23 protein-coding genes and 1 pseudogene are annotated in these 25657 nt (G+C 54.9%); 18 read left to right on the top strand and 6 right to left on the bottom strand.

Going from position 1 to position 25657, the window contains the following annotated elements; translation table 11 throughout:
• Window positions 1-133 precede the first annotated feature (133 nt).
• The 3 genes and pseudogenes from PV433_RS34145 to PV433_RS17700 all read left to right on the top strand — a co-directional run.
• Window positions 134-233: pseudogene (locus PV433_RS34145) on the top strand (Rpn family recombination-promoting nuclease/putative transposase); the annotation flags it as partial.
• Window positions 234-344: 111 nt separating this feature from the next.
• On the top strand, window positions 345-1136 hold the full coding sequence (locus tag PV433_RS17705; RefSeq protein ID WP_332073387.1) for an aminoglycoside phosphotransferase family protein: 792 nt from the start codon (window positions 345-347) through the stop codon (window positions 1134-1136).
• 38 nt (window positions 1137-1174) lie between these two features.
• Complete coding sequence (locus tag PV433_RS17700; RefSeq protein WP_332073386.1) at window positions 1175-1747, top strand: DUF1697 domain-containing protein; 573 nt, start codon at window positions 1175-1177, stop codon at window positions 1745-1747.
• Between the two features lie 144 nt (window positions 1748-1891).
• On the opposite strand, the gene PV433_RS17695 is transcribed toward PV433_RS17700, so the two are convergent.
• From PV433_RS17695 to PV433_RS17685, 3 genes are all read right to left on the bottom strand, one after another.
• Window positions 1892-2644 (bottom strand): suppressor of fused domain protein, encoded by a 753-nt coding sequence (locus tag PV433_RS17695; protein ID WP_190931959.1) that lies wholly within the window; start codon window positions 2642-2644, stop codon window positions 1892-1894.
• A 442-nt stretch (window positions 2645-3086) separates the two neighbouring features.
• Complete coding sequence (locus PV433_RS17690) at window positions 3087-3692, bottom strand: pentapeptide repeat-containing protein (RefSeq protein WP_190931976.1); 606 nt, start codon at window positions 3690-3692, stop codon at window positions 3087-3089.
• A gap of 21 nt (window positions 3693-3713) precedes the next feature.
• Complete coding sequence (locus PV433_RS17685) at window positions 3714-4352, bottom strand: pentapeptide repeat-containing protein (protein ID WP_332073385.1); 639 nt, start codon at window positions 4350-4352, stop codon at window positions 3714-3716.
• Between the two features lie 198 nt (window positions 4353-4550).
• Here PV433_RS17685 and PV433_RS17680 point away from each other — a divergent pair, with 198 nt between their 5' ends.
• The 3 genes from PV433_RS17680 to PV433_RS17670 all read left to right on the top strand — a co-directional run bounded on the left by PV433_RS17680 (window position 4551) and on the right by PV433_RS17670 (window position 6600).
• Window positions 4551-5072, top strand: a complete 522-nt coding sequence (locus tag PV433_RS17680; protein WP_332073384.1) for an ankyrin repeat domain-containing protein — start codon at window positions 4551-4553, stop codon at window positions 5070-5072.
• The gene (locus tag PV433_RS17675) at window positions 5072-5638 is read left to right on the top strand and encodes a 5' nucleotidase, NT5C type (protein ID WP_332073383.1); all 567 of its coding nucleotides are present in this window, start codon (window positions 5072-5074) and stop codon (window positions 5636-5638) included. Before PV433_RS17680 ends, PV433_RS17675 begins: the two co-directional genes overlap by 1 nt.
• Window positions 5639-5730: 92 nt before the next feature.
• Window positions 5731-6600 (top strand): ornithine carbamoyltransferase, encoded by an 870-nt coding sequence (locus tag PV433_RS17670; protein WP_332073382.1) that lies wholly within the window; start codon window positions 5731-5733, stop codon window positions 6598-6600.
• A gap of 88 nt (window positions 6601-6688) precedes the next feature.
• Here the strand turns inward: PV433_RS17670 and PV433_RS17665 are convergent, their stop codons facing one another.
• Entirely contained in the window at window positions 6689-7978 is a 1290-nt protein-coding gene (locus tag PV433_RS17665; RefSeq protein WP_332073381.1) for a S8 family peptidase, read from the bottom strand.
• A 200-nt stretch (window positions 7979-8178) separates the two neighbouring features.
• Here PV433_RS17665 and PV433_RS17660 point away from each other — a divergent pair, with 200 nt between their 5' ends.
• From PV433_RS17660 to PV433_RS17650, 3 genes are all read left to right on the top strand, one after another.
• Window positions 8179-8511, top strand: a complete 333-nt coding sequence (locus PV433_RS17660) for a hypothetical protein (protein WP_190931954.1) — start codon at window positions 8179-8181, stop codon at window positions 8509-8511.
• Between the two features lie 161 nt (window positions 8512-8672).
• On the top strand, window positions 8673-9488 hold the full coding sequence (locus PV433_RS17655; protein WP_332073380.1) for an aminoglycoside N(3)-acetyltransferase: 816 nt from the start codon (window positions 8673-8675) through the stop codon (window positions 9486-9488).
• A 128-nt stretch (window positions 9489-9616) separates the two neighbouring features.
• On the top strand, window positions 9617-10477 hold the full coding sequence (locus tag PV433_RS17650) for a DMT family transporter (RefSeq protein WP_332073379.1): 861 nt from the start codon (window positions 9617-9619) through the stop codon (window positions 10475-10477).
• Between the two features lie 34 nt (window positions 10478-10511).
• Here PV433_RS17650 and PV433_RS17645 read toward each other — a convergent pair whose 3' ends face one another.
• A complete protein-coding gene (locus PV433_RS17645) occupies window positions 10512-11120 on the bottom strand; it encodes a transglutaminase-like domain-containing protein (protein WP_332073378.1) in 609 nt (202 codons plus the stop codon).
• Between the two features lie 167 nt (window positions 11121-11287).
• On the bottom strand, window positions 11288-12028 hold the full coding sequence (locus tag PV433_RS17640; RefSeq protein WP_332073377.1) for a WecB/TagA/CpsF family glycosyltransferase: 741 nt from the start codon (window positions 12026-12028) through the stop codon (window positions 11288-11290).
• A 625-nt stretch (window positions 12029-12653) separates the two neighbouring features.
• On the opposite strand from PV433_RS17640, the gene PV433_RS17635 reads away from it, so the two are divergent.
• The 9 genes from PV433_RS17635 to PV433_RS17595 all read left to right on the top strand — a co-directional run bounded on the left by PV433_RS17635 (window position 12654) and on the right by PV433_RS17595 (window position 25601).
• Window positions 12654-13493, top strand: a complete 840-nt coding sequence (locus PV433_RS17635; RefSeq protein ID WP_190931949.1) for a DegV family protein — start codon at window positions 12654-12656, stop codon at window positions 13491-13493.
• A 422-nt stretch (window positions 13494-13915) separates the two neighbouring features.
• Window positions 13916-15253 (top strand): histidinol dehydrogenase, encoded by a 1338-nt coding sequence (hisD, locus tag PV433_RS17630; protein ID WP_332073376.1) that lies wholly within the window; start codon window positions 13916-13918, stop codon window positions 15251-15253.
• 419 nt (window positions 15254-15672) lie between these two features.
• A complete protein-coding gene (locus PV433_RS17625) occupies window positions 15673-16797 on the top strand; it encodes a glycosyl hydrolase family 8 (RefSeq protein ID WP_332073375.1) in 1125 nt (374 codons plus the stop codon).
• 20 nt (window positions 16798-16817) lie between these two features.
• Complete coding sequence (gene wsfD / locus PV433_RS17620) at window positions 16818-18365, top strand: glycan biosynthesis hexose transferase WsfD (protein ID WP_332073374.1); 1548 nt, start codon at window positions 16818-16820, stop codon at window positions 18363-18365.
• Entirely contained in the window at window positions 18352-19914 is a 1563-nt protein-coding gene (locus PV433_RS17615; protein WP_332073373.1) for a hypothetical protein, read from the top strand. Before wsfD ends, PV433_RS17615 begins: the two co-directional genes overlap by 14 nt.
• A gap of 10 nt (window positions 19915-19924) precedes the next feature.
• Window positions 19925-21175 carry a glycosyltransferase family 2 protein gene (locus PV433_RS17610; RefSeq protein WP_332073372.1) on the top strand — a complete coding sequence of 417 codons (1251 nt, stop codon included), beginning with the start codon at window positions 19925-19927 and terminating at the stop codon, window positions 21173-21175.
• A gap of 60 nt (window positions 21176-21235) precedes the next feature.
• A complete protein-coding gene (locus PV433_RS17605; protein ID WP_332073371.1) occupies window positions 21236-23296 on the top strand; it encodes a cellulose biosynthesis cyclic di-GMP-binding regulatory protein BcsB in 2061 nt (686 codons plus the stop codon).
• A gap of 11 nt (window positions 23297-23307) precedes the next feature.
• On the top strand, window positions 23308-24162 hold the full coding sequence (locus PV433_RS17600; protein WP_332073370.1) for a diguanylate cyclase domain-containing protein: 855 nt from the start codon (window positions 23308-23310) through the stop codon (window positions 24160-24162).
• 563 nt (window positions 24163-24725) lie between these two features.
• Window positions 24726-25601 carry a radical SAM/SPASM domain-containing protein gene (locus PV433_RS17595; RefSeq protein ID WP_332073369.1) on the top strand — a complete coding sequence of 292 codons (876 nt, stop codon included), beginning with the start codon at window positions 24726-24728 and terminating at the stop codon, window positions 25599-25601.
• Window positions 25602-25657 lie beyond the last annotated feature (56 nt).

The raw sequence follows: 25657 nt of genomic DNA, 5'->3' as shown, positions 1-25657 counted from the left end.
GGACGATTCATCGGTTTTTGGGGGGATTTCCGCGCCAAATCGTTCTCTCAAGGGGGGATTCCGGCGGCAATGATTTTCCATCTCATCTGTTGAAAGTGTTATAATTTTACTACCACCGGATACCGAAAGGTTGAATTCCTGGGAGGTGCTGACCATGAAAGAACCGATGCTCAAAAAGGCGATGGATACATTGGAGTTTTTAAGCCAGGACGCTGCTGCACGTATGGCGTATAGTGGGAAGGAAGATTGGATTGGGTTTCCCTATAACCAAAGTGAAATGGATCGAAAAAAAGGAAATCCTCGACCGATTGCTGAATCGGCCGGACAGCTTGATGGAACATCCGATGTCACAAGGATTTGAAGCCGAGGTGACGAGGCTTGACTCGGGTCAGGCGAGCTATGTTCTGAAAGTCTGGAACAAAAGTTCCAAGCCGGACGTCCGTTTTCAATATCATTTGCTGAACGCTCTACTCGAGCGCGGGGTGCCCGTTCCTGCACCGATAGGATGGGGAATCGATGCAAATGGAGATCAGGTGCTGCTGACGACCTATGACGGCATGCCCGTTAAAAAGCTGCCTGCCCAGAAAATAATCGAGCTCGCGAAACTTTTAACGAAGATTCATCCTATTAAGGTGGAAGAGATCGGACATGTGCCGATTCCGAAATACGATTTCGCAGAATACTTCTTCCCTGGAGTAAGCGAACATGCCGATCTGGCCAATGCGCTTGCGGCTCTGCTGCAACTGACGGACATCAAGCAGGAGCGGCTGATCCATGGCGATTACCATCTAGGCAACATTGTGGAATCGGATCACCGGTTATCTGTGATCGATTGGACGAACGGGCAAGCCGGGGATGTCAGATATGACTTCGCCTGGTCGTTTATTTTGTTAGTTCTGTATGGTACCGAACGGAGCGCGCACGCCTTTCGCACCGCCTATGTATCAGAGCAGGATGTGAAGCCGGAAGAGCTGGAGGCGTTTGTAGCGCTTGCTTGCCTCCGATGGATGCTTCTGGCTAGACGAGGCGGTGCGCCGAAGGGGTCTAAAACGGTGGAGAGGATGAAGAAACTCTTGACGAATCATCCGTTTTTGAACGAGTTTGCGTTTAGCGACTTTGGAGCGCAAAGTGAATAAGTTTCCAGTAATAAAAAATGGAAAGCGGGGGAAATCGAATGACGATACATATCGCGCTGCTCAGAGGTATCAACGTAGGCGGGAACAATAAAATCAAGATGGCGGACCTCCGGGAAGCTTTGAACCGGATCGGCTTGGCCCGGGTCCAGACGTACATCCAGAGCGGCAATATTTTGTTCGAGTCGGATGAGGACGAGGCTGATCTGCGTCAGCGGATCGAACAGGTCATCACGGACGAGTTCGGTCTCTCGATTCGGACGATTCTACGAACGGCGGAGGAAATGAATGCAATCGCCTCGAGCTGTCCATTCACGGAGGAGCAGATCGCCAAGGCGGGGAAAGACTCGGTTGGCGAGGTATTGTATGTGTCGATGCTGCTCGAGGAGCCGCCTGCCGACCGCGTGGAGAGGCTGAAGGCGTTCGAGACCGATGGCGAGACGTTCCACCTGACCGGCAACAACATGTACCTCTTGTTCAACCCCAGCATCCGCAATTCGAAGCTGGCGATTCAGGCAGACAAGCTGGGCGTGCCGACGACCGTGCGAAACTGGAAAACGATCAACAAGCTGGCTGCGTTATCAAACGAAATGGCGGAAGACAAGAAAGCGTAGAGGAAAGGCGGGCGGCCGACGGGCGGCCTGGGATCGTCCAGAGCGGGCGTACAGCAGAGCGGGGAGAAAATAGCAAAGAGGGGAGTCTCCCCTCTTCGAGATGAATCGATGACAAGCAATGGCAATCGCTAGTGAACTGGCACCTTACTGCTTGCAAGTATTGATCCGATTCGGATTTAGAACCAGTGCATCATTTCCCAGCTCCAATAATTGATCCATCAGCGCATCCATGCCGTGTTCCAATTTGTATTCCATCTCCTCTTTGTACACCGGGAGCAGGAAATAAACGTTGATCTTATTGCCGTCTTTGGTTGCGATTTCGCTAATTCTCTCATTTAGCTGATAGATGACCACTCCATTTAAACCCGTGCTGTCGGCATAAGGCTCATAATGCTGGTAATTAGGCAAGGTATGGCCAAAGCTCAGCCACGTATTGTACTGATGGGGGAATCGGGCCATTTGTTTCATCAGTCGAATCGGCCAAAAGTTATTGTCATCTTTAACAGATTCCTCAGTCAACTCCCAGGAAGCCGGAAGAAACATCATCACTTCGGCCCGATCGAACTTCTCTTCAAGCTGTTCCTGCATCTCTTTCGGCAAAGTCATAGGCAAGTCGCTCATACCGGTCGTGTATAAGACCCAAAACGGTTCTTTTTCCGTCGGTTCCATAATGTTTACATCGATATGTACGAGATCGGACACAATCTCATGAAATACGCTGCTGTTTCTATCCGGAAACACATTATCGAAATGGGCTACGATTTCTTCCGCATATTTCATTTGGGCCGGCGGCGTAAAATCATTTGTCTCTTGTTCCTCATATTTATAGATCGTAGTGCCGTCTTTGGACTTCTCTCCGTTGTTAATACCTCCAAATAACTTTTTAAGAAAATTCATATCAATTCTCTCCTTTTGATTCTTCATCTAGCTGTTCCAACTCATAATACCACAATTCTCTACGTCGAAGGACTTGATTCGATACCTGAATTGGAAGAAAAGTGAAATAATGAGTGGAATTCCTCTTTTGGCAAAACCCTTCAGATCGCATGTTTACGTAACTACGAGCCCTCTGCCAACCAACAGATTTCATTCCTATATCTTTCGTACCGAGTATCGGCTATCGCAGGGGAGGAGCCGTGCTGAAATCTTAGGTTATGGAGTTCGGTCTACCGGATCGCAGATTCGGGGGCATAAAAGAGGGCTGATTGGGATCAGCGGAACGGCGGGGCTCAGCTGCGCAATGCTCGTTGTCGGCATGGAGTCTTTGTGGTTATTCGGAGGATTCGAAAGACTGCATTCAGAAAGCCCTTCCGGATTAGAAGGGCTTGTCCGTTACGACTCAGTCAACCTTCGCCCCGAAGGAACGCAAGAAAACGACAGCTTGAGCGGTATCCATGCGGGCTCCCTTGACGTCAAACGACTTAAAATCGACGCCGTCCATGACGGCCCCCCGCAAATCCGCCCCTTGCAGCTTCGCCTTGGCCAGATTGGTCCGGGTCAGGTCGCAGCCCCTCAAGTCGCATTTCTCCAGATTGGCCTCATACAGATCCGCTTCGAAAAAACGGATGTTTCTCAAATCTTGCTTGACCAGCCTAGCCTGTCGAAGATTGGTATACGACCAGTCGCCCTTCGTTAGCGTAATGCCGTCGATCCTCGCCTTCGTAAAGTCGGAGCCCATCATTTTGCAATCTACGAATTTGGCTACAAAAAGGTTGGCTTCCATAAAGCTGCAGTTTTCAAAAGCCGATTCCGTATGAATCGAACCGTTCATCGTCGCCCCTTGGAAGTTGCAATGTACGAACCGGCACCCTAGCGTGTTGATTTCCTCCAAGGAAGTATGGGTGAATGTGCAGCGTTCAAACGTGCAGCGGGTAAATTCGCTTTCCCTGAGATCCTCCCCGCTGAAACTGACCGCATCAAAATGCCGGTCCATCTGTTGAACCATCATCCAGTATCCTCCGTTCGATTATTTAATGATCAAACCCAAAAGACCTGCAAACGAGGAGGCTTGATGCGGCGCGATGATGCAGCCGTTCAAATCCTCGATGTCGACCATCAGCCCGCCGAAGTCACAGTCGCTGAGATCGATCCCTTCCAGTTTGCAGCCGGACAGATTGGCCTGGTCGATCCGGCAAGCGGTGAACCAAGTCTTGGGCAAGGCGGAATGAGAGTAGTCGGCGCTGATTAAGGAGCTGCTCTCAAAAGCGGCCTGCTTAAATTTGCAAAACCGGAATGCGGCGTAATCGCCCGAACAGCCGACAAATCGGACGTTCTGGAACCGGCTCCTTGTAAAGTCCGTCCCGATCAGCTTGCAATGCCTGAATTCCGTACGGTGAAAAAACGAATCGGTCAGGCACACGTTCGACAGATCGCATTTGTCAAAAACGACGTCCGTCAGTTCGAGCCCGGTCAGGGAGGAGTCCGTAACGGTTACATTCTTGAACACCGCCTTCTCGAACGAAACTTTCGCCGCCTCCTGACCCTCCAGGACCATATCGCTTATAGAGAAGAGACGGAACTCGTCCTTCGGCTGAAGCGGGAATACGTCACGATCCCATGGCGTCAAGTTGTCGGGAATTTTCGGTGCCTCGATTTTCGGCTTCATCTCACGGGTCCCCCTTGTCCTTTTTTTTTGCAATACGGGGTTGTTTGCTCCGGGCGTCTGATTGATTTCATTATCCCAAACGTATGTTCGAATGTCTAGCGGCGTTTCCTTTATCCGGCTTTTTTTATATAGTAGACGTAACCCTATACCACTACTTGGTCACCTGGATCTGATCATACCGAATCGGAGGAGAACGGAATGGAATCAACCCGGCTTACGAAGGAAGTTTTCCAGGCAGCACAGTCCAATGATGCTTCGCGTCTGCAAACGATTTTGGCGGCTCATCCGCAGCTTGCGAACGAGGGAAATGAAGACGGGCTTACGCCTTTGGGTTATGCGGCGCATTTCGGCAGCCGGGAGGCTGTGCAAGTGCTGCTGGATAACGGTGCGGAGGCGAATGCTATGTCGCATTCCAAACTTTCGTTCATCCCGTCGAATACCGCGCTGCACGCCGCTATAGCGGGGGCGCGGAAGATGGAAGTCATCGAGCTGCTTCTGGCTTCCGGGGCGCAGACCGATAGCTTCGACAGCAATGGCCATACCGCATTGCATACGGCCGCCTTCCATGAAGACAATCTGGAGATCATCCGGCTGCTCGTCAGGTATGGTGCCGACGTTAACGCGGGCAGCGAAGGCGGAGAGACGGCGCTGTCTCTTGCGCTTCGTCAAGGCAACAACAACGTGGCCGATTTGCTCCGCGAGTTTGGAGCGCTGCGCTAATGCATATCGGCATCGACTTGGACAACACGATTCTCGACGCGACCTCCCCCCACTTGCACTATTACAATATAGCGTCCGGATTATCGTTTACTCCGGATGATGTTAACGACTTTTATTTGTACCGGTTGTACGGGTGGAATCAGGATGAAATCGATGCGGTTTATATCAAGTACGGCCACGATATTCATTGGAATTCCTCCCCGCTGCCGATGGCCGTCGATATCTTGCAGGAGCTGTACGGCAGGCACCAGCTATCCATTATTACGGCCCGGCCGCCCTGTTTCCGCGAGGTTACGATGGACTGGCTGAAGCGCCATGACATTTCGTATCATCACATAGCGTTTGTTGAAAACAAGCTTCAGGCATGCATGAATGCGAAGGTGGACGTGATGATCGATGACGGCCCTCATTATGCGGAGCAGTTTGGCAGGGCGAACCGGCCTGTTATTTTGTACGAACAGCCCTACAACTTGTCCGTTGCCGGCGATCGGATATACCGTGCTGCCAACTGGATGGAAGTGCGGAAGCATATTGACTGCTTGGAAACGCAGCTAAACCTGGTTTAGTTCAGTGCTCTATTAACGGTTCAGGCCCTCACTTTGGCGACAAGGTGGGGGCTTTGGTTTTGGTATACGCCTGGCTCAGCGGAAGATTTGGATTGACAAATGTCCCCTCGCTAGGACTGGTCATCAAGAAAAGCCCGGAACAGTTTTACGAGGCGTGCAGGAGAAAGGGACTGCTTATGCTGTTTCAGAAAACGTCGACGAGAACAAGCTTGTCGTTTCAGTCCGGAATAAATCAGATGGGCGGGTATTCGGTTGTTATGGACTGGGACTCGAGCAATTTCAGCCTTTCGCCTATCCGGTATGAAGCCCGGTACGCGTCCAGGAACTGCGATGTCATCATGGCGAGATTGAAAAAACATGCCGATTTGCTTGAACTGGCCAGGTACTCCACAGTTCCGGTTATTAATGGATGCTGCGACAAGTATCACCCCTGCCAGGCGTTGGCGGACTTGATGACGATTTACGAAGTGTCCGGCACATTCTCGGGACTATGTCTTGCTTATGTCGGGGTCCACAATAATGTAGCGAATTCGCTGGTTGCGGGATGCATGACGTTAGGGATCAAGCTGCTGCTAGTGACCCCAATCCTTAACTCTCCCTCCTGGGATGAAGAACTGATGCAGACCGCGTATCGAAGCGGATACGTGGAGAAGGTCGATCAATTGTCGGAAGCCGTTGCGCGATCCGATTATATGTATACCGACACCTGGATCGATATGGAATTTTACCACGAGAGCCACTATCAAGATGAAAAGAAGCGGAGAATGGAGCAGATGCTGCCCTATCAGTTGAACAGAGAAAGTCTCAAAGGATACTCTCCTTACCTTATGCACGACATGCCCATCCATCCCGGATTCGAGATAGAAGAAGAGTTGATAGAATCCGAACGTTCGATCATCTATCAACAGGCTGAGAACAGAATGCACGTTCAGAAAGCTTTATTGTTACACCTGCTTAGATAATTAGATTGCAAAGTAAGATGCACGATATGCCCATGCCAAAAAAGCGGCTGGATCAGCCGCTATGGAAACACAACCTCTACCTGGGAACTCATCCTTTAGACAGTTTCCGCTTGCTGCGAGGATTTCTCCGCTTTAGCAAAAACCTCACATTCACAATGCCGCTCCCCGCTATATTGGGTCCAAGACCTAGACGGAAGGCGTTTTTTTTCAAAGCTTCCTTCACTTGTCGGGGAGATAGAGACGGATAACGCTGCAGCAGCTGGGCGGCTGCGCCGGAAACCAGGGGCGTCGAGATGCTGGTGCCGGACAGGATGAAATAGTCGGTACCAACCCGCAGGTATGGGTATTCGCGATCCAGCACGGAGCCGGGAGCCCGCAGCGAGACGATCGTTTCGCCCGGCGCTACGAGGTCCGGCTTGCTCCGCCCGCCTCGCGCGGGACCGCGGCTGGAATACCACATCACGTTGTCGTCGGCTTGCCGGATGCTGCGATGATCGTCCACCGCCCCGACCGTGATGGCCGATGGGGCGCTCCCCGGCGACTCGATCGTCCGGCGTCTAGGCCCGCTGTTGCCGGCGGCAATGACGGCGACGAGTCCGGCCCGGACTGCTTTTTCCACGGCCTGGCAGAGAGGGTCGTCGCTGCAGACGGTATTCACCGGGCCGCCCAACGACATGGACAGAATGCGCAGCTTTAACCGCCTCCGATGAAGGATGCACCACTCGATTCCTTTGATAATCGTGGAGTCGTAGCCGCTCCCTTGCCGATCCAGCACTTTAACTCCGACAATTCCCGCTTCGGGTGCGGGCCCCCTGTATTTCCCCTTGCTCTCCCGTCCGTTTCCTGCACAGTCGCCGGCGATATGGGTTCCGTGACCGTTATCGTCATACGGCTTTTTTCGCCCATGAATCCAATCCTTGAAAGCCACAATCCGGTTCACCGGCCGGGTCAGATCCGGATGCGGGTATACGCCTGTGTCGATCACCGCAATGTTGATCCCTTTGCCGGTAAGCCCCGTCTTCCTTCGGACGGCCGTTGCGCCGATGGAGGGCGTTGCAATATACAGCGACGTTTTTTTGATCCCGTCCAAATAAATTTTCCCGATCCCGTTCCAACTGCACATCCGTTCCAGACACGGCATCGAGACGTTGGACGCCACGGAGCGGATCAGCGGAAGACGCCGGATGATCGGGAGGGAGAGAGAGCCTATATGCTGCTGCAAGGTGTTCAGCCGGGCTGGAGTGACGCGGCGTTTCAATTGGATGATGACTCGGATGGCGGCGGAAGGATTGCCTCTCGTATGAATGTGCCGAACTTTGTTTCTTAAGGGACGATTCATTTTCGCTGAATAGGTTTGCAGCCAGCTTGGTCCGTCCATACGGGTCTTTCACCTCTTCGGTGTATTGTATGCGCGGGCGGCCTTGGCGGGTACGTCTCTCGCTTTCTGGGAGATAACCTCTTTTTCTAGCAAGTAGGTTATCGTGCGTTACAAGCTGACAGGTTCCTGCATTTACTATTATCATCCTAAGAGAAAGCGGTGAACCCGGAATGAAGACTATGAGCAGGACGAAAGCTCTTATGCTTAAAAAAGCGATTTTGCTGCGAAAGGCCAAAGCGGCGGCAACGAAAAAAAGAAGAAGAATCAGACAAACGCTGAACCGGTTCCATGTGTTCGCAGTTAACGCCAATGCGGGCAACACGCCCAAAGCTACTTCCGGCTGGACGGCTGTGTTAACTAGAAACGGCACTACGCTGACGGCTCAATTCGACGATTTCGGCGCAGCCAGATTCGATAACCTCAATACGCTGACGAACTTTTCCTATACGCTGCGAATCAGAAATGCGGACAACGAACAGTTATTCCAATCTAACGTCCCGGCCGATCGCGAATTTTATGTCGCCCGATTCTAGTCGTTGGATTCCGGTCAGCCTTCGGCTGGATTCGGGACAAGCTTTACCTGGCAGTCACCCGGTCTGCCGATAAAGGATTGAAGCCAGCCCCTCCTTCATGGAGGGGCTTTGGTATGGTACTATTCTCTATATAGCCTAGTAATTAATGGAAGGGGCGGCTTATGAAGGAGAAAGATGTGATCGGAACAACCCGCAGCCCTATCACGATAAACCAAATCATCGAGGATGCCGGACATCTTGGCATAAGCGGGAGCGACATGCTGCTGGTGCATTCCTCCTTATCGAGCATCGGTTGGGTTTGCGGCGGCCCGCAGGCGGTCGTTCAGGCGCTGCTGACAGCAGTCGGAGAGGGCGGTACGCTGGTGATGCCTGCACAGAGCAGCGATTGGAGCGATCCGGCCGAATGGGAAAATCCTCCGGTACCCGAGACATGGAGGAAAGCCATCTACGAGGAATGGCCCGCTTTCGACCCGGCCATAACGCCGACGCGGGGAATGGGGCGGATCGCCGAGCTGTTTCGAACGTTCCCGGGGACGTACCGGTCGAACCACCCGCAGGTGTCCTTCTGCGCGAATGGCGCTTTTGCGGCTTCGATCGTGGCGGATCATCCGCTGACGCCGCAGTTCGGCCCGGATTCGCCGCTGGGCAAGCTGTACGCTTGGCCTTCGAAAGCGAAAGTGCTCCTGCTCGGAGTAGGCTATGACTCCTGCACGAGTTTCCATCTGGCCGAGACGTTGCTGGAGGGGATGCCGCGAAAATCGATGGGGGCGCCGATCGCAGTGAAGGGCGAGCGCGTCTGGCAGCAGTTCGAGGACTATGACTACGATTCCGGCAATTTCGCCGAGATCGGACGTCGGTTTGACGAACAGGGCGAAGTGCGGACTGGTTATATCGGCCGTGCCTATTGCCGACTTTTCGGGATGAGGGAAGCGGTGGATTATGCGGGGCGCTGGCTGATGGAGAACCGTAAGGTGTAGCAGGTGCTCGATGTTCAAGCTGTACATAAGCCGTGCGGCTGAATGAGGCAGAAAGTTTAAAGCTTAAAGCCGCTACACGCCATACATGTTGAAGAGACGATGATCGACCGGCCATGGGGGGTTAGGGGATGGTTGGAACGGCGGTAGTGCTCGTACTCGGTTCGGGGTTCCTGCATTCGCTCTGGAATCTGTACACGAAGAAAAGTATCGACAAAAATGTGTTCCTCTGGTATTGCCAGCTTGTCGCGATCGTTCTCTTCTTGCCGTGGACGATCTTCGAATGGGACAGCAGCCGGCTGTCCGGCGAAGGACTGGTGATTGTGCTGGTCTCGATGGCGCTGCACGGGCTGTATGTCGTGCTGCTCGCAGCCGCTTATTCGGCTGGTGATCTGTCACAGGTATATCCGATCATGAGGGGGACGAGTCCGCTGCTCGTGCCAGTGCTTGGTGTGACGTTGTACGGCGAATCGTTATCGGCCGCGGGGTGGGCAGGGATAAGCTTGATCGTCGTCGGGATTGCGCTGCTGAGCAGCGTCAAGCCGGGGAGAGAAGCTTCGGCACGGGCGCCTGCTTCGTGGAAGGCGCCGCTTCTGGCATCGGCCGTGGGAGTTTGTATCGCCGGTTATATTGCGGTGGATAAGGCGGCTCTGGAGTATGTCCCGGCCGTCGTGCTGAATGAAGCGACCAATATCGGCAACCTGCTGGCTCTGTCATGGGCTGCGCTGCGTTCAGGAAGGATGAGGGAGGAGCTTCGGGCGAACGGGAAGGTTATCCTGCTCGGCGGAGTAATTGCGCCCGGAGGGTACTTGCTGTTTCTGTTCGCCTTGTCGATTGCGCCGGTCGCACAGCTCGCTCCCATGAGAGAGATCGGGACCGTATTCGGGACGATCCTGGGGGTCCTGATCCTGCGGGAGCAGCAGGGCGCCAGACGTATCCTAACGTCGCTTCTGATAACACTCGGTGTCATAACGGTCGGAGTATGGGGATAGGCAGGGCGCCCGCGGCTGTGACGCGAGTTTGCGTTTATAGCTCCGTTGGCAGGCCGTGCAGGTACATTTGTTTGCAATCGGTATGGTGAAGGAGCACGTCCATCGTTTTCGGGTGAGGCGCCTTGTAAAGGAGCGGGTAATCCTTCTCTCCATAATGATGGCGTATGGGAAAGGCCAGCCGCTCTTCGTTCAGGGAAAACTGGGCGTCTACTCCATCCTTGTTGCCGCGGGCATCCAGACGAATCCATTTGCCGACGGAGCGGATATAGCAGGCATTTAATGCATGGACCGCATAGCCCGTGTCGGGCGTGTCGCCTAATGTCAAGCGCTGGTAACAGAAGCCGGCAGGTATGCCCCGCCCCCGTAATAAAGCGCACAGCAGATTGGATTTGGCATAACAGATCCCTTCGCGATGCAGAAGAACTTCAGAGGCTGTACGCGTAATGCGCGAACTTCGGATATCCCACGAATGGGAGATGCCGTCCCGGACAAATTCAAAAGCGGCTTTTACATAGGCGATATCGTCCGGCGAGCGGCCATGCAATTCGGTGATTTTCTCTTGTATCGTATGGTGGCGGTAGTCGACTTCCTCGGTGTGCTCCAAGTAATCGTCCAGTCGGCTGGACTCCCGGATCCGGTTCATGGCTCATTTCCCCCAAGTACAAAATAGTTGAGAATTATTATGCATCATAATGGATTAATATTCAACGTTTTGTTTGGCGTGATGGCAGTACCGGGCAAACGAAAAGCCCGCCTGGATCATGCTCCAGACGGGCCTTTCCAATTATTCGCGAACGATCGTTAGTACCATTAACGTTCCCGGTACAGTAGCGCACTGACCGCAAACCGGGGTAGAATGAGCTGTCTGCGCCATCTCGAGGGCTGATTGATTAACCGGAATAACCATTCGGCATGCATATCCTGCCATACTTTGGGGGCGCGCTTCACTTTCCCGCCGATAATATCCAGACTTCCTCCGACTCCCATCGCAATTTTGGCGTTCAGACGCGACCGGTAGGTATGAATCCACCATTCGGCTTGCGGAGCTCCCAGCGCCACGATTAGGAAGTCGGGAGCCGCCCGGCGGATATCCTCCACAATCTTCTCGTCTTCCTCCGGGGTGAAATAGCCGTGGTGGCGGCCTGCGATCGTAACGTTCGGATACGTCCGGCCGATGGCTTCCGCCGCCTTGAGGCTTGTCTCTTCATCCGCACCGAGTAAGTAAAACGACCAGTTTTTCCGATTCCGGTTCCCGGTCTCGAGCAGCCGAATCAGCAGATCGCAGCCGGTGACCCGTTCCGGAAGATGCCCGCCCTTCATCCGGGATACCAGCACGATCCCGATCCCGTCAGCGGTAACCAGCCCGGCTTCGTCCACGATCGAGCGCAGCCCGGCATCATGCTGGCATCTCATTACGATTTCCGGGTTTCCCGTAATGACGTGAAAGAGGGAAGAGCGATTCTGCTCCACGACCTCGCTAAGCTTGCTTAAAGTTTGGTCCATCGTAAGTTTGGGAAAAGGGATGCCCATAATGTTGGCGACAGGTACCATCGGGGATGCTCCACCTCCAGCTTGTATTCCTTTCATCCTACCATGTTTTGGAGGGAGGGGCCATCCTGGCTGAAGGTCGGGCGGCAGGCAACTGGTTGGTGGTCGTTGTCACGCGCCGCGGCCTGTTGTGGGCGGTGTAATTGGCGGGTTGGGGGGGAGCGGCACAGCATACTACGCGCCGTAAGTGATGCGGGGTGCGAAATGAAGCCGTAGCTCGTGAAAAGGAAAGTTTAACCCCGCTAACGCGCTAAAGCGAAACGCAGGAATCGTTGTAATGATTACCCTCGAAGCCTTTTTCTGGATAGGGGCATAAGTGGATACACTATTTTTAACTCCATATATGGATTATAAAGGGTGAGAAAAATGTCGAAAAATTACTAATATTAACTAATATTTTCTATATAGTGGGAGTGAAATTGAAAGAAGTGTAATGATCTCCCCGCAGCGAAAGACCCGGTTTCGATCTGGCATATTTTAACCTTGGGGGAAACGTTTCATACCCTTTGTATTCTGCTAGTCCGGCGACATATAATAGGAGGAAGCACGCAGTACTTTTGTAATCGTTTATCGGGGGAACGACAAGAAACGACAATGCATTCGACAACGCGACGAACGGGAGAGATTCATGCATACGATTAAAATTGTTACCGATTCCACGACAGATTTGCCCAAGGAACTGCTCGAGCAATTTCGGATCGAGGTCATTCCTCTGCAGGTGGATATTGACGGAGAGAGTTACTTGGACAATGTCACGATATCGCCGCTTTCGTTCATAGACCGGATGAGGGAAGCGAAGGAATTGCCGAAAACGTCGCAGCCTGCGGTCGGAGTTTTTTTGGAAGCGTATAACCGGCTCGGCGCGGACGGGGATCTGATCTTGTCCGTTCATATGTCCAGCGGGATGAGCGGGACGTACCAGGCGGCCTGCATGGCTGCGGAGATGACAACCAGTCATGTGCAGGTAGTCGATTCCCAGATGATCTCGCAAGCGCTCGGCTTTCAGGTGATAGAGGCTGCGCGAATGGCGGACGAAGGGCTTGCGGTGTCGTCGATCGTGGACCGGCTGAAGCATGTTCTCGAACGGACGACACTGTTCGTAGTGGTCGATACGCTCGAGTATTTGGTCAAGGGCGGCAGAATCGGCAAAGCGACCGGCTGGATCGGCACGCTGCTGAATATTAAGCCGATATCCAGACTGCAGAACGGCGTAGTCACTCCGGTTGCGAGAGTAAGGTCGTTCTCTCATGTCGTCAAAACGCTGATGGACCATTTTGAAGAGGATACGAAAGGTAAAGTGATCCGGGGGATCGGGATCTCGCACGCCGACAACATGTCGATCGCGGAGAAGCTGCGCCAGAAGATCGAGCTGATTACGAGCGTGCCCGTCCGAATCTGTCCGGCTACCCCTGTTATCACGGCGCATACGGGACCCGGGGCGATCGGTTTTATGTATTACGCGGAATAAGGACTAGGTAGAGCTGGACCGGCCTTGGCGTTTATAGACCCGCTTGGCTACAACTGGACGGTTTTTCGCAAGAAACGCTGAATAGGATTGGGTTCGGAGTCCCTGCTCCAAAGTTTCCGCCCGATGAAAGACTCCTTTAACTTGTTAAAGCCGCCTTTACAACGTCCGTCGGTCCTTATATAATTAGCCCAACCTGTCGAGGAGGCTAGATCGATGAACGTTAACTTCCAAAGCTTCGCCCAATCGTATAGCCACAGCCATCATCACAGTTAGGCGTTTGTATTGCGGTCTTCGCGTCCGCAGGTACAAGCGCCTATTGGCGTTATACCTGCGGACTTGTTAGAGAGAGTCATGCGGGTATTTTTTTACCTGTATGGCTCTTTTGTTGTCGCCAAAAACAGTTTCCGAGGGAGGAAATTACGATGTCCACGATGATTTTTAATTTGCCGCAAGATCAGGAACAGCTGGATGAGCGGTTCAGATCGCATAACAAGCTGTTTGACCGCGAGGTGCTGACAGGAGTGCTGGCGATTTTCGACGAGGTGGCCCGTAGTGGGGACGAGGGTATAAGAAGTGCGACCCGGAAGTTCGATCAGGTGGAACTGGACCGGCTGGAGCTCACGGAAACCTGCACGGCGGCCTGCATCAACGGATTGCCGCCTTCCCTACGTTCGGCGATCGGGCAGGCGATTCGCCATGTGCACGAGGTGAATATGGAGCTGCGGCCCCGGTCCTGGGAGAAAGAGATCCGGCCGGGTACCGTAGTCGGGGAAATCGTGCGGCCGCTCGATTCGGTCGGAATCTGGATTCCAGCGAGAAAAGGGCCGCTCCTCTCGACTGCGATCATGCTCGTCGTTGCCGCCAAAGCCGCCGGAGTGCCAACGATCGTAGTCGGAATGCCGCCTCTGAAGGACGGCGCCGGCGACCCGGGGACGGTAGCCGCAGCCAAGTTGGCGGGAGCGGACCGGATTGTCATCGGCAACGGCGTCTCGATCATCGCCGCGTTCGCGCAAGGGACGGAGTCGGTGCCCGAGGTGGACGGCATCTTCGGCCCCGGTCCCGGGGGGATCGCCGCCGCGATGAGCGCGGCCATGATGTACGGCAAGAAGGCCGCGCTCGGACTCGGCCCGACCGAATGCGCGATTATCGCGGACGGAAGCGCCGATCCGGAGAGAGCCGCTTGCGACTTGATCAATGAAGCGGAGCACGGCCCGGACTCGTCCGCTGTTCTCGTCACCACTTCCGCCGCTTTGGCCCGTCAGATCGAAGAGCGGCTCGGGCTCCGGATCGGGGAGATGCCGGAGGACAGGCGCCGTTATTTGCAGCAGGTGTTCGGTCCGGCCGGGAAAGGAGCCATCGTCGTCACGCCAACGATCGAGGACGCTTGCGACTGTATCAACGGATTCGCGCCGGAGCATCTGATGGTGGTAGGCGAACCGCAGACGGAGCAGCGCGTACTTGAGCTGGTCCGCCATGCGGGCGAGATTCTGATCGGCGGCTACACCCCGTTCTCCGCCGGGAACTATGCGATCGGCATTACGGCCGTGCTGCCGACGAACCGGTTTGCCAAGGCGTTCTCGGGCGTCACGTGCAAAGATATGGTGAAAGTGTCGACGACCGGGCGGCTGACCCCGGAGGCGCTTCGGGAACTGGCGCCGGCAATTCGGGAGATGAGCGGCTACGAGCAGCTGCCGGGCCATAGGAAGGCGGCGGATATCCGGCTGGGAACGGAGCCGGCGGATTACAACGGAGGCGGTTAACGGAACCGGCGCTTAATCGGGCTGGCCGGCTCTGCACGAAATCCAACGGGCTTTACTTCGAATCGATTCTTCTATAGAAGGACCTCACACCTCCACTTTGCCGTGGACTTGGGGTCCTTCCCATTTGCGCCTCCCGCTCCACTCCCTGCAACCCGCTCCCCGAAGTCAAGGTTTGACCGCAAAAACAACCGATTTTCAGGAATTTTATATGAAATGTAAGAAGTGTGTAAGTTTTTGTCGAGTGATGTTAGATATAATGATTGTAGGGGTAAATACAGGTTAAAAGATGGGGGCACACCAGTAGGTAAATAATGCTCATTTATTATTCCATTAAGTTATGTTCAAATCAATAGTAAGGAATTGATATTTTTAGTAATCTTATTGTAAGAAGCTGAAGCCGGATGTAAGGAAGTGCTGTCGTGAGAAAAAAGAGCTTGCTGCTGATCAGCGTTCTCGCAGGGTTAACGCTGTTTTTTATTTATAAACAAACCGGCGGTCCTGCCGCCCCTCCGCTGCTTTCCTTGCCGGACCATACGTATGGCGCCCGGGCGAACGTTCAGAAGGAGCGGGACGAGCTGGAGACGTTTATCCAAACCAAGCTGACCGGGCCACACGGGGTGTACACCAACTATCTGGATACCGACCAGTCCCGGGAACTGGCTACCGGGCACGAAGTGCTCAGCGAGTCGGCTTCCCTCCGGATGAGAATCAGCGTCCTTGCGAAGGACAAGCCGTCCTTCGACAGGGAGTGGACGCTTGCGAAGCGGACCTTCGATCTGCAGAAAGGGTTCAGCTACCGCTACAGCCCCAACCAGCAGAAGCCCTATCCGATCAATGCCGCCGTTGACGACCTCCGGATGATCCGGGCTCTCTACGAGGCGGGACAAGCGTTCGGGGACGGTTCGTATACGAAGGAAGCGAACCGGTACGGGGAACGGTTTTATCAATACAATGTCAAGGACGGCCGGCTCTACGACTTCTATGACGAGAAGTACAACACGGCCAACTCGTTCGTCACGTTGTGTTATGCGGATTTCAGAACGCTGCAGCTGCTTCCGGCTCCGTCCAAAGCCCGGCAGACGCTGCTGTCCAACATGCAGGCCATCGTTCAGGACGGATATTTGGGCGACGAGTTTCCGTTCTATGAAACCCGGTACCACTACGATCGAAGCGCGTATTCCTCCGGGAATATCAACACGGTGGAGTCGCTGCTGACGATTCTGCATCTGGCCGAGGTGAAGGAGGCGAAGCCGGCGAGCATCCGCTACCTGAAGGAGCATGTGAAGGCGGGAACGTTGTTCGGCCAATATACGAGAGCAGGCGAACCGGCCAATTCCATCCGGTCGACCGCGATTTATGCCCTGACGGCGATGATCGGCTCCGAGATCGGAGATTATCCGCTGTACCTGGACAGCATCGGGCGGATGAATGCGTTCCAGGTCAAGCAGCAGGACAGTCCGCTGTACGGGGGCTTTGGAGACGTACATACGAATCAAGCGTATTCGTTCGATAACCTGATGGCGCTGCTCGCTTACTCGTATTAAAGAAATGAAGGTGAACCCAGGTGACAGACAAGGGGATAACTAAATGGATTCGCGGCGGACTCGTGCGGGTCGGCCGATATATATCGCCAGCCTCGTTAGCCGCCATCGGGGTTCTGCTCGTAACGGCAATAGCTTTGTTCGTCCCTCCCTACGTCGGGATGGCGGATAACGGAGACTTTTTCCGAAGCATCTACAGCACCGGCCTGTACTTCAGCGAACCGGGGTATGACGGTTTGCGGTTCGGGCATTTCGTCAAGCAATACGGTATCTTCCAATATTACAACGAAAACGGCTCGACGATCGCCTCGTCCCAGACTTTGTTTATTAAAGCTGCGATTGGGCTGAATCAGCTGCTGTTTGATCCGGTCGTTTTCGATATCCGTTTTCAGGCGGCGATCTTCACTTTGCTGCTGACGGCAGCGATCTACTTGCTGGTGGAGGCCATTACTTGGGGAGTGCCGAAGAAGCTCGGTTACCTCATCGCGGCGATCGCGATATTCATCTTCGGCGACACCGGGTACACGGCGTATTTTAATTCGTTTTATGGCGAAAGCATCGTGTTCGTCATGGTGCTGCTCCTGTCGGCGTCCTGGCTGCTGATGTACCGGAGACGGTATAACGACTACGCCATGCTGGCGCTGTTCGTCGTCAGCGCGCTGATTCTCACGACCTCGAAGCAGCAGAATGCGCCCGTCGGCATAATCGTCGCGGTGATGGGAATCAGCCTGTTGTGGATGCGCAAAGGGAAATCGTTCCGGATCTGGACCGCCGGGTCGCTCGTCCTGATGTTCGTGACCGGCCTTGCCACGTATGTGATGATCTCCAAGGAGTTCGTCAACATCAACCAGTATCATGCGATGACCCGCGGCGTTCTGATGCAGTCGGAGAATCCCGAGGAGACGCTAAGGAAGTTCGATATCGACGAGCAGTATGCGCTGCTCAAAGGAACGATCTACTACGAGCCGTTCGCCACGATCGACGTCAACTCGGCGGAGCTTGAGCGGCAGTTTTACAGCAAGTACAGCTTCGTGTCGATTCTGCAGTATTACGCCACTCATCCGTCCAAGCTCGGATCGATATTGAACATAGCGGCCAAGGACGCTTTCTCGATCCGGCCGCAGGCGATGGGCAATTACGAAGCTTCGGCCGGCAAGCCGTTCGGAGCGCACACCCCGTTTTTCTCCTTGTACAGCTGGCTGAAGGTGAAGCTGGCGCCCAAGACGTTCGGTTTTATCGTCATCTGGATCGCCGTCGTAACAGGGCTGTATATGCCTTCCTTCGTCGCCGCAGTAAGAGCGCGCGACTTCAGGCAAGCGCAGAGGCTGATCATGATCGTGACGATGATGCTGATCGGGCTGGCTGGCGTTCTCGTCTCGATTATCGGGGCGGGGGATGCGGATCTGGCGAAGCACCAATTTCTGTTTACGGCGGCGTTTGACGTCGTGACCTATATAATCGCGGCAGATCTGATCAGCCGGAGGTTATTCCGCGATGCGCCGACGACGATCGCACGGAAGGCGCCATATGCGTCCGGAGGCAAGGGGGTGACGCCGTTTGCTGCGCCATAAAGCGTACAAGCCCGGCCTGCTGTTGACCGTGGTACTACTTTTATGTTTCTGCTCGGTCCCGTGGCAGCCGGCTTCGGCCGCCGCCGCCGAGCGTCAGCCGGACAAGGTGCTGCTCCTGTACGACAGCTTGGCGAAAGGCACGTCCCGGGAAGGAAATGTGGCGGTCTTGCAGCAGCAGCTGGCGGCATACCGGGTACAGGTTACGACGATGAGTCTGGACCGATACCGGCAAGGGACGATGCAATCTTACGGGAAAGTGATTACCGTGATTAACGCTGCGGACCTGGATATTGCAAACGAGGCCTACAAAGCCGACCTCGCTGCTTATCCAGGCGAGTATATGCATATCGGAGGCAACCTGCCGGGACGGATCGCGGATATCGGACAAGGGGTCCTGACGCGGACGGACGGACGGTCGATCCGGCTGGAAGCGGGCCCTGACAGCCAGTCCTCTATTCATCCGGGACCTTTGGTGTTGATTGCAGCGCCAGATAGCGGAGTATATGGCACGATCACCGTGGAGGGAGGCTCCGAACGATTTCCTTACGGCGTCCGTGAAGGGCGGAATACGTACCTTCCTTTTATGGAGAAAGGCAATCTCAGCGAGCTGGCCGCGGCGCACGTTCTGAAGCGGTGGCTGCACGTAGAGACGGCGGGGCGCACGTATGCGGTGATTAAAGACATCACCCCGTTCTCCGATTTCAAGCTGCTGGAGGCTGTCACCGACCGGCTGTACGAGGCGGGCATACCGTTTGCGGGCAGCATACGTCCCGTGATCAGCAATACCGACTACCCGGCTATGAAACGATATATCGAGGCGCTCAAGTACGTACAGTCGCGCAACGGCACCATTCTGATCCAGGCGCCGGTCGTCCTGGACGGCGTCAGCCGGAGCGGGCAGCTGCTGCACAGCAGGATGGAGGATTTCATCGCCGTCCTTGCCGGGTATCAAGTGGCCCCGCTCGGCATAGGCGCCGAGCTGTATTGGTCGTATGACAAGGCTTATGCGGAGGGAGGAATGGGGTTCTTCAGCTCCGCGGTATTGTTCCCGGACGAGAAGCCTCTTCCGATCGAGCCGGCGGATACGTCCAAAGCGTTCTCCTCAGCCTTAACCAGCATGACGGTCAGCGATCTCAGGCGGATGGAAAGGTACGGCGGGGCGATACCGGCATTTCCGATGGATACGGCCGTCACGATTGCTTTCGTAGAGGACGAGCGTCAGCTCGCGGCAGCCGTTCAGACGCTGATCGATTCGAGAATTCCGTTCGCCGACTACAGGGACGGACGTCATGAGGTCCGCACGGACGCCCATCGCATCATTTCGGAGGACGGAGTGATCACGATCGACGGAAACCGGCTGCAGGCGGACTACGCTCCATCCATCGTCAGCGAAGACTACAAATATCAGGAAGAAACCCGCAAAAGCTTTACGCGCATGTTTCAGGTGCAGAACCGCTTCTTTATTGTCGTCATCGGCGCGGCTCTGATCGTATTCGGCGTCTTTCTGGTGGCGGGCCGCCGGTTGTATAGACGAAAATTTATGAAATAAGGAGACTCGCATGACGCTTCCCGACGTCTTGATGGTTATCGCCGTCATTTGTATCTGGTCCTTGCTTCTAGTCAATGTGGTCCTTATTATTGCCGGATATTTGTATTACATCGAGGGTGAGAACAAGCCGGTGCCGGACATCCGGGGCGAGCCTCCGTTCGTGACGATTATGGTGCCGGCGCATAATGAAGGGAAAGTGATAGGCAAGACGGTCGAGTCGCTGCTCGCCCTCGATTACCCGCACGACCGGTACGAGATTATCGTCATTAACGATAATTCATCCGACCGCAGCGCGGAGCTGCTGGCCGGAATCCAGGCAAGGTACCCGGGCCGCAATCTGATCGTGATCAATACCGATTCCGTTACCGGAGGCAAAGGAAAGTCGAACGCGCTGAATATCGGTTTCGCTCAAAGCAAAGGCGAGCTGATCGCCATCTACGATGCGGACAATACGCCCGAGAAAACGGCGCTGCGTTATCTCGTCGCCGAGATTACGAACGATTCGTCGCTCGGAGCGGTCATCGGCAAGTTCCGCACCCGCAACCGGGACGTCAACCTGCTGACCCGTTTCATTAATATCGAGACGCTTTCGTTCCAATGGATGGCCCAGGCGGGGCGGTGGAAATTGTTCAAGCTGTGCACCATACCCGGTACCAACTTTATTATGCGGCGGCATATCGTCGAGACGATCGGGGGCTGGGACGTCAAGGCGATCGCCGAGGATACCGAGATCAGCTTCCGGATCTACATGATGGGCTACAAGATCAAATTCCAGCCGCGCGCCGTCACCTGGGAGCAGGAGCCGCAGACCGTCAAAGTCTGGTTCAAGCAGCGCACCCGATGGGCGAAAGGGAATATCTACGTTATCGTCAAATATTGCAAGCTGCTGTTCCACCCTTCGGCCAGAACGATCCGGTTCGACATCCTGTATTACTTATCGATCTACTTCCTGCTGCTGATCTCGCTGGTCACGTCCGACTTGCTGCTGATCCTGCATGCGCTCGGCTACGTATATACGACGATTGCGGGCTTGAGCACCTTCCTGTGGCTGCTCGCCATCGTTTTGTTCGTAGTCGGAATCTACGTTACGCTCACGACCGAAAAAGGAGAAATGAACGTCTCCAACCTGTGGATCATCTTGCTGATGTACGTTTCGTACTGCCAAATGTGGCTCGTGGTCGTCGCTTACGGGATGTACCACTACATCCGGGACGTCGTCGGAGCGCGGGAAGTCAAGTGGTACAAAACTGAAAGGTTCTAATCAAACGCCGGCGATTCCAGGCGGTAGCTTCAAAACTGATAACGGGAGAAGGCCACTATCATGAAAAAAACGATCGCACTCCTCACGCTCCTCTCCTTCTGCCTCCTGTCGGCCGGGCAGGCGGCGTCGGCTGCCCCGGACCCGGACGGGACGCGGCTGCTGCAAACGGTATTTACCGACAACGAGACCAGCCTTACCGGCATGAGGAGCTCCAAACAAAAGCTGTTCCAGATCCCGGACTATTGGAACGTGCAGGAAGTGAATCTGAAACTCGATTACGTCGTCACGCCGCTGGCGAAGGAACTGATATCCAGCGTTACGTTGTGGATTAACGGCAAGCCGTTCCATTCGTTCCGGCCGGGAACCGGGGAGAAGGGCTTGCAGCAGCTGACGATCGCCGTTCCGAAGGAGTGGCTGAAGCAGGGCGACAATACGATCGAGATTCAAGGTTATGTCCGGACGGAGGACCGGCAGGCTTGCTCGATTGTCGAGGCGCCGGACCAATGGCTGCAGCTGCACAACACGTCCAGCATCGACGTACGCTATACGAGCCTGCCTATGGAAGGAACGATCGCCGATTTCGCCAAACGGTTTGCCGGTCCGGACACCGTCTATGCGGGCGGCAGCGTCATCACCGTACCCGACCGCAGCGAGACGGCCGAGCTTGAAGCGGCTGTGCACGTCTTATCCGGATTCGCCAAGCTGAATTCGTGGGACGACAAGGACATTCCGCTGCTTCCTTACAGCGCGGAAGCCTTGAAGGAGAAAGAACTCGTCGTACTGGTCGGCTTGTACGACCGGCTGCCGGATGAGATCCGAAGCCTTATCGGCTCCGAAGAGATGAGCGGCAAGGCGTGGCTCCGGCTTCTGAATCAGGAGGGCCAGCCAATGCTGGTCGTCACTTCCCAGAATGCGGAGCTGCTGAAGAAAGCGGCCCGGCTGACGGCGAATCCCGAGCTGATGAGCCAGATCGCGGGCGAGGCCAAGGCGGTGGACGAGAGCACGGACGTCTCTACGCCGGCGGTTTCCTTCAGCTCCCGGGTCAGCTTCACCGAGAACGGGGACGAGCTGAAAGGGCCGCACCATCAGGAACGGTCCTACTACATCAACCTGCCTGCGAACCGCTCGATTGCCGACAGCGGGCGGATCAGCCTGGATTACCGCTATTCGCAAAACCTCGACTTCAACCGCTCGCTGGTCACCGTATCGATCAACGATACGCCGATCGGAAGCAAAAAGCTGACGAAAGAAATGGCGAACGGGGACCGCGCGACCTTTGCCATCCCGACCGATCTGAACGTATCCGGCAACTTCGCGGTTACCGTCGGCTTTGATCTGGAGATGATCGAAGCGGCTTGTACGCAGAACGAGGAGCAGACGCCGTGGGCGTACATCTCGAACGAATCGATGATCGATTTCAAGACGAAGGACCGGACCGAGCTGCTGTTCAACCATTATCCGTATCCGTTCCTTCGCGACGGCGCCTACAATCAAGTGGCGGTCGTGCTTCCTCAGGAGCGCGATGCGTATACGTACCGGACGTTCTCCAACTTGTTCAATCTGCTCGGACGTTACGCCGCGGCCAATACCGGGGACGTCAAGGTATATCCGGATACGGTCCAGGAGAGCGAGCTGAAGGACCGCAACATTATCGCCATCGGGACGTATCAGGACAATAAATGGATTCGCGACCAGAACAAGAACCTGTACTTTCAGTACGACGACAAAGGGACGGCCATCCGGTCCAACGAGAAAAAAAGCATCGATTCCGAATACGGCGCACGGATCGGCACGCTACAGCTCCTTCCTTCTCCGTTCTCCTCCAGCACCGGAATGCTGGCCGTAACGGGAGCCCGCTCGGAAAGCTACTATCTGGCGTCCAAGCTGCTTGCGACGGAGAAAGCGAAGTGGAGCGTGTACGGCGACGGGGTGACGGCCGACAAGGACGGCAACGTAAATGCGTACCGATTCAAAAAGCAAGCCGGAGAAAAAACAGATTCGGTTATTGCCGATATAGCCAAACGAAGTGATGTGCTGGGCTTCCTGGCGGCGGTAGGGCTGGCTGCCTGTCTCGCGCTCGTCTCGCTCGCGCTGCTCATCCGCAAATACCGGAAGAAATGAGGCCGAAGACGATGAATTTGAATCGCAACAGCTTGGTGTCGGACGTCGCTTTCCTGGTTTTTCTGGGGCTGTGCATGATTTGCGTGACGTTTACGGCGGGGAACCCGAATGCGTATTTTCAAAACCTGATCCTGCTGAACCTGACGTTCTTTTTTGCCATCGTCACCTATTTTACGACGGTCACGACAGGGCTCGTCCTTAACGTGATCTTCATCTTCGGCTACGGGGCCTATATCATGTACGAGACCGTATCGAAAGGCGAAACGATCGGGGCCGGCACGTATTTCTGGCTGCTGGTCACGCCGCTTCTGACGATCGTAACCTGGTTGTTTACGTCGGGGACCCGGCGGCTGCAAACGGAGAACGCGGAGCTGCAGAAGCAGAAAGCCAGACTGGCCACCCTCGACGAAAATACCGATCTGAAAAACACGATCTCGTTCACCAAAGACGTCACCGTGTTCGCCGGCATCTCGACCCGGTACCAGATTCCGCTTACACTGCTCGTGCTGAAGGTCAAGTACTGGAAGGAACTGAGGCGTATGATCGGGGAAGACCAGCTGGCCGAGGCGATCATCGACTTGTCCAGAATCAGTCAGGCCAGCATCCGCACGAACGACTCGCTTTATTTGCTCGACCGGGGAGAGGCTACGTGGGGACTGCTGCTTTTTACCGACCAGGAGGGAGCGAAGGTGGTCATGGACCGGATTCGCCACAGCCTGGTGGAGTTTAATTCCAACCAGTTCTCCGCCAAATATAAGGTGGAGCTGGGGCTGAAGATGGGCGCCTTAGAGTATAACGCCCAGACGATCGAGTCGCCGCTCGACTTTATCGCCCAAGCGAAAAGACAGCTGGAGTACGATGTGTAAGCTTGCATCGTCTGCTCTGGCGGAAGCGCGCCGGCCGTGCGCGAAATGAAGAAGCCTGCGCTTCCTACGGGGAGAGTGGGCTTATTTTATGGCCAGAAAGTATATCGTGGGAGTGGCTCTTCATCTCGGTAAACGCCAGCGTCAAAATACGCCAGTAGGCGTACAACCAGACTCTAACGGACATGGTGGAGGCTATTTCGCTAAAAACAGTGTTTTAAAATTGTAACGGTCACCACAGCGCTTATTGACTCCGAAGCACCCCCAAAAGTGACGCCTCTCACCAAATAGTTGCATTTATGTCCGTTAGAAATCAAAATGATCGAAATGCATCACAATAACGGCCGCTGTGTCCGTTAGAGTTTTTGTTTCATGGGTGCTGGTGCCAGGAGCAGCGCTATATACCCTGATCTGCTGCGACAGGGAAGCGAGCTTCCGAGGCTGGGACTATTAACAATTTGACGAGTGGTCCGTTGTGAGCGAAGATAGATTCATATGCATACCGAACAGGGATACAAATACGGGTAACTGAAGAACCGATGGATATGGGAATGGGGAGCAGCAACTTGAAAACATTCAAAAAAGTTTATATCGAGATTACGAGCGTATGCAACCTTGCTTGCAGCTTCTGCCCGCAGACGGAGCGGAAGGCCAACTTCATCAAGCCGGAAACGTTCAACCGGATTCTCGATCAGATCCGCCCGCATACAAAGCACATTTACCTGCATGTCAAAGGCGAGCCGCTGCTGCACCCGAAGCTGGATGAGCTGCTGGACGCGAGCCACGCCAAAGGGTTCAAGGTGAATATTACGTCCAACGGGACGCTTCTGCATAAAGCGGCGCCGAAACTGCTCGGCAAGCCGGCCTTGCGGCAAATGAACTTCTCGCTTCACAGCTTCGACGGGCATGAAGGATCGGAGAACCGGGAGAAGTATCTCAGCACCGTATTTTCGTTCGTCCGCGAAGCGGTGCAGCATGGCGTCATCATCTCGTTCAGGCTGTGGAACCTGACGCAGGATAATGAGATCAACCGGCAGCGCAACCGGAACCGCGAGACGCTGGAGATGCTGGAGAAGGAATTTAACCTCGACTACCGGATCGAGGAGAAGGTCATACCGGGCGGCGGAATCAAGATCGCCCCGAACGTTTATTTGAACCAGGAGTACGAGTTCGAGTGGCCGAGCCTGAGCGCGCCGGAAGACGACGGCAAAGGGTTCTGCCATGCGCTTCGCAGCCAGGCGGCGATCCTGGTCGACGGAACCGTCGTGCCGTGCTGTCTCGACGGGGAAGGCGTCATTAATCTGGGCAACGTAAACGAGACGCCGTTCTCGGACATAGTGGAGAGCGAGCGGGCGAACAATCTGTTTTACGGCTTTTCCCGCCGGGAAGCGGTCGAGGAGCTGTGCCGCAAGTGCGGATACCGGAAAAGATTCGGCGCCTGAATCCGGCGCCGCTTCCGGGACCGGCCGCCGTGCCGCACCGCATCACGGCGGGCCGG

It is taken from the genome of Paenibacillus sp. GYB004 (assembly GCF_036577605.1).
Classification (GTDB): Bacteria; Bacillota; Bacilli; order Paenibacillales; family NBRC-103111; genus Paenibacillus_AB; species Paenibacillus_AB oceani.
This window is presented reverse-complemented; position numbering and strand designations above follow the sequence as displayed.

Bases quoted from the DNA above. Each gene is read 5' to 3' on its own strand.
- PV433_RS17700 (WP_332073386.1), top strand. From the start codon at position 1,175: ATGACGATACATATCGCGCTGCTCAGAGGTATCAACGTAGGCGGGAAC.
- PV433_RS17660 (WP_190931954.1), top strand. From the start codon at position 8,179: ATGCTTAAAAAAGCGATTTTGCTGCGAAAGGCCAAAGCGGCGGCAACG.
- PV433_RS17605 (WP_332073371.1), top strand. From the start codon at position 21,236: ATGAAAAAAACGATCGCACTCCTCACGCTCCTCTCCTTCTGCCTCCTG.
- PV433_RS17685 (WP_332073385.1), bottom strand. From the start codon at position 4,352: ATGAAGCCGAAAATCGAGGCACCGAAAATTCCCGACAACTTGACGCCA.
- PV433_RS17600 (WP_332073370.1), top strand. From the start codon at position 23,308: ATGAATTTGAATCGCAACAGCTTGGTGTCGGACGTCGCTTTCCTGGTT.
- PV433_RS17640 (WP_332073377.1), bottom strand. From the start codon at position 12,028: ATGGTACCTGTCGCCAACATTATGGGCATCCCTTTTCCCAAACTTACG.
- PV433_RS17695 (WP_190931959.1), bottom strand. From the start codon at position 2,644: ATGAATTTTCTTAAAAAGTTATTTGGAGGTATTAACAACGGAGAGAAG.
- PV433_RS17675 (WP_332073383.1), top strand. From the start codon at position 5,072: ATGCATATCGGCATCGACTTGGACAACACGATTCTCGACGCGACCTCC.
- PV433_RS17705 (WP_332073387.1), top strand. From the start codon at position 345: ATGTCACAAGGATTTGAAGCCGAGGTGACGAGGCTTGACTCGGGTCAG.
- PV433_RS17665 (WP_332073381.1), bottom strand. From the start codon at position 7,978: ATGGACGGACCAAGCTGGCTGCAAACCTATTCAGCGAAAATGAATCGT.
- PV433_RS17645 (WP_332073378.1), bottom strand. From the start codon at position 11,120: ATGAACCGGATCCGGGAGTCCAGCCGACTGGACGATTACTTGGAGCAC.
- PV433_RS17650 (WP_332073379.1), top strand. From the start codon at position 9,617: ATGGTTGGAACGGCGGTAGTGCTCGTACTCGGTTCGGGGTTCCTGCAT.
- PV433_RS17610 (WP_332073372.1), top strand. From the start codon at position 19,925: ATGACGCTTCCCGACGTCTTGATGGTTATCGCCGTCATTTGTATCTGG.
- hisD (WP_332073376.1), top strand. From the start codon at position 13,916: ATGTCCACGATGATTTTTAATTTGCCGCAAGATCAGGAACAGCTGGAT.
- PV433_RS17635 (WP_190931949.1), top strand. From the start codon at position 12,654: ATGCATACGATTAAAATTGTTACCGATTCCACGACAGATTTGCCCAAG.
- PV433_RS17655 (WP_332073380.1), top strand. From the start codon at position 8,673: ATGAAGGAGAAAGATGTGATCGGAACAACCCGCAGCCCTATCACGATA.
- PV433_RS17690 (WP_190931976.1), bottom strand. From the start codon at position 3,692: ATGGTTCAACAGATGGACCGGCATTTTGATGCGGTCAGTTTCAGCGGG.
- PV433_RS17680 (WP_332073384.1), top strand. From the start codon at position 4,551: ATGGAATCAACCCGGCTTACGAAGGAAGTTTTCCAGGCAGCACAGTCC.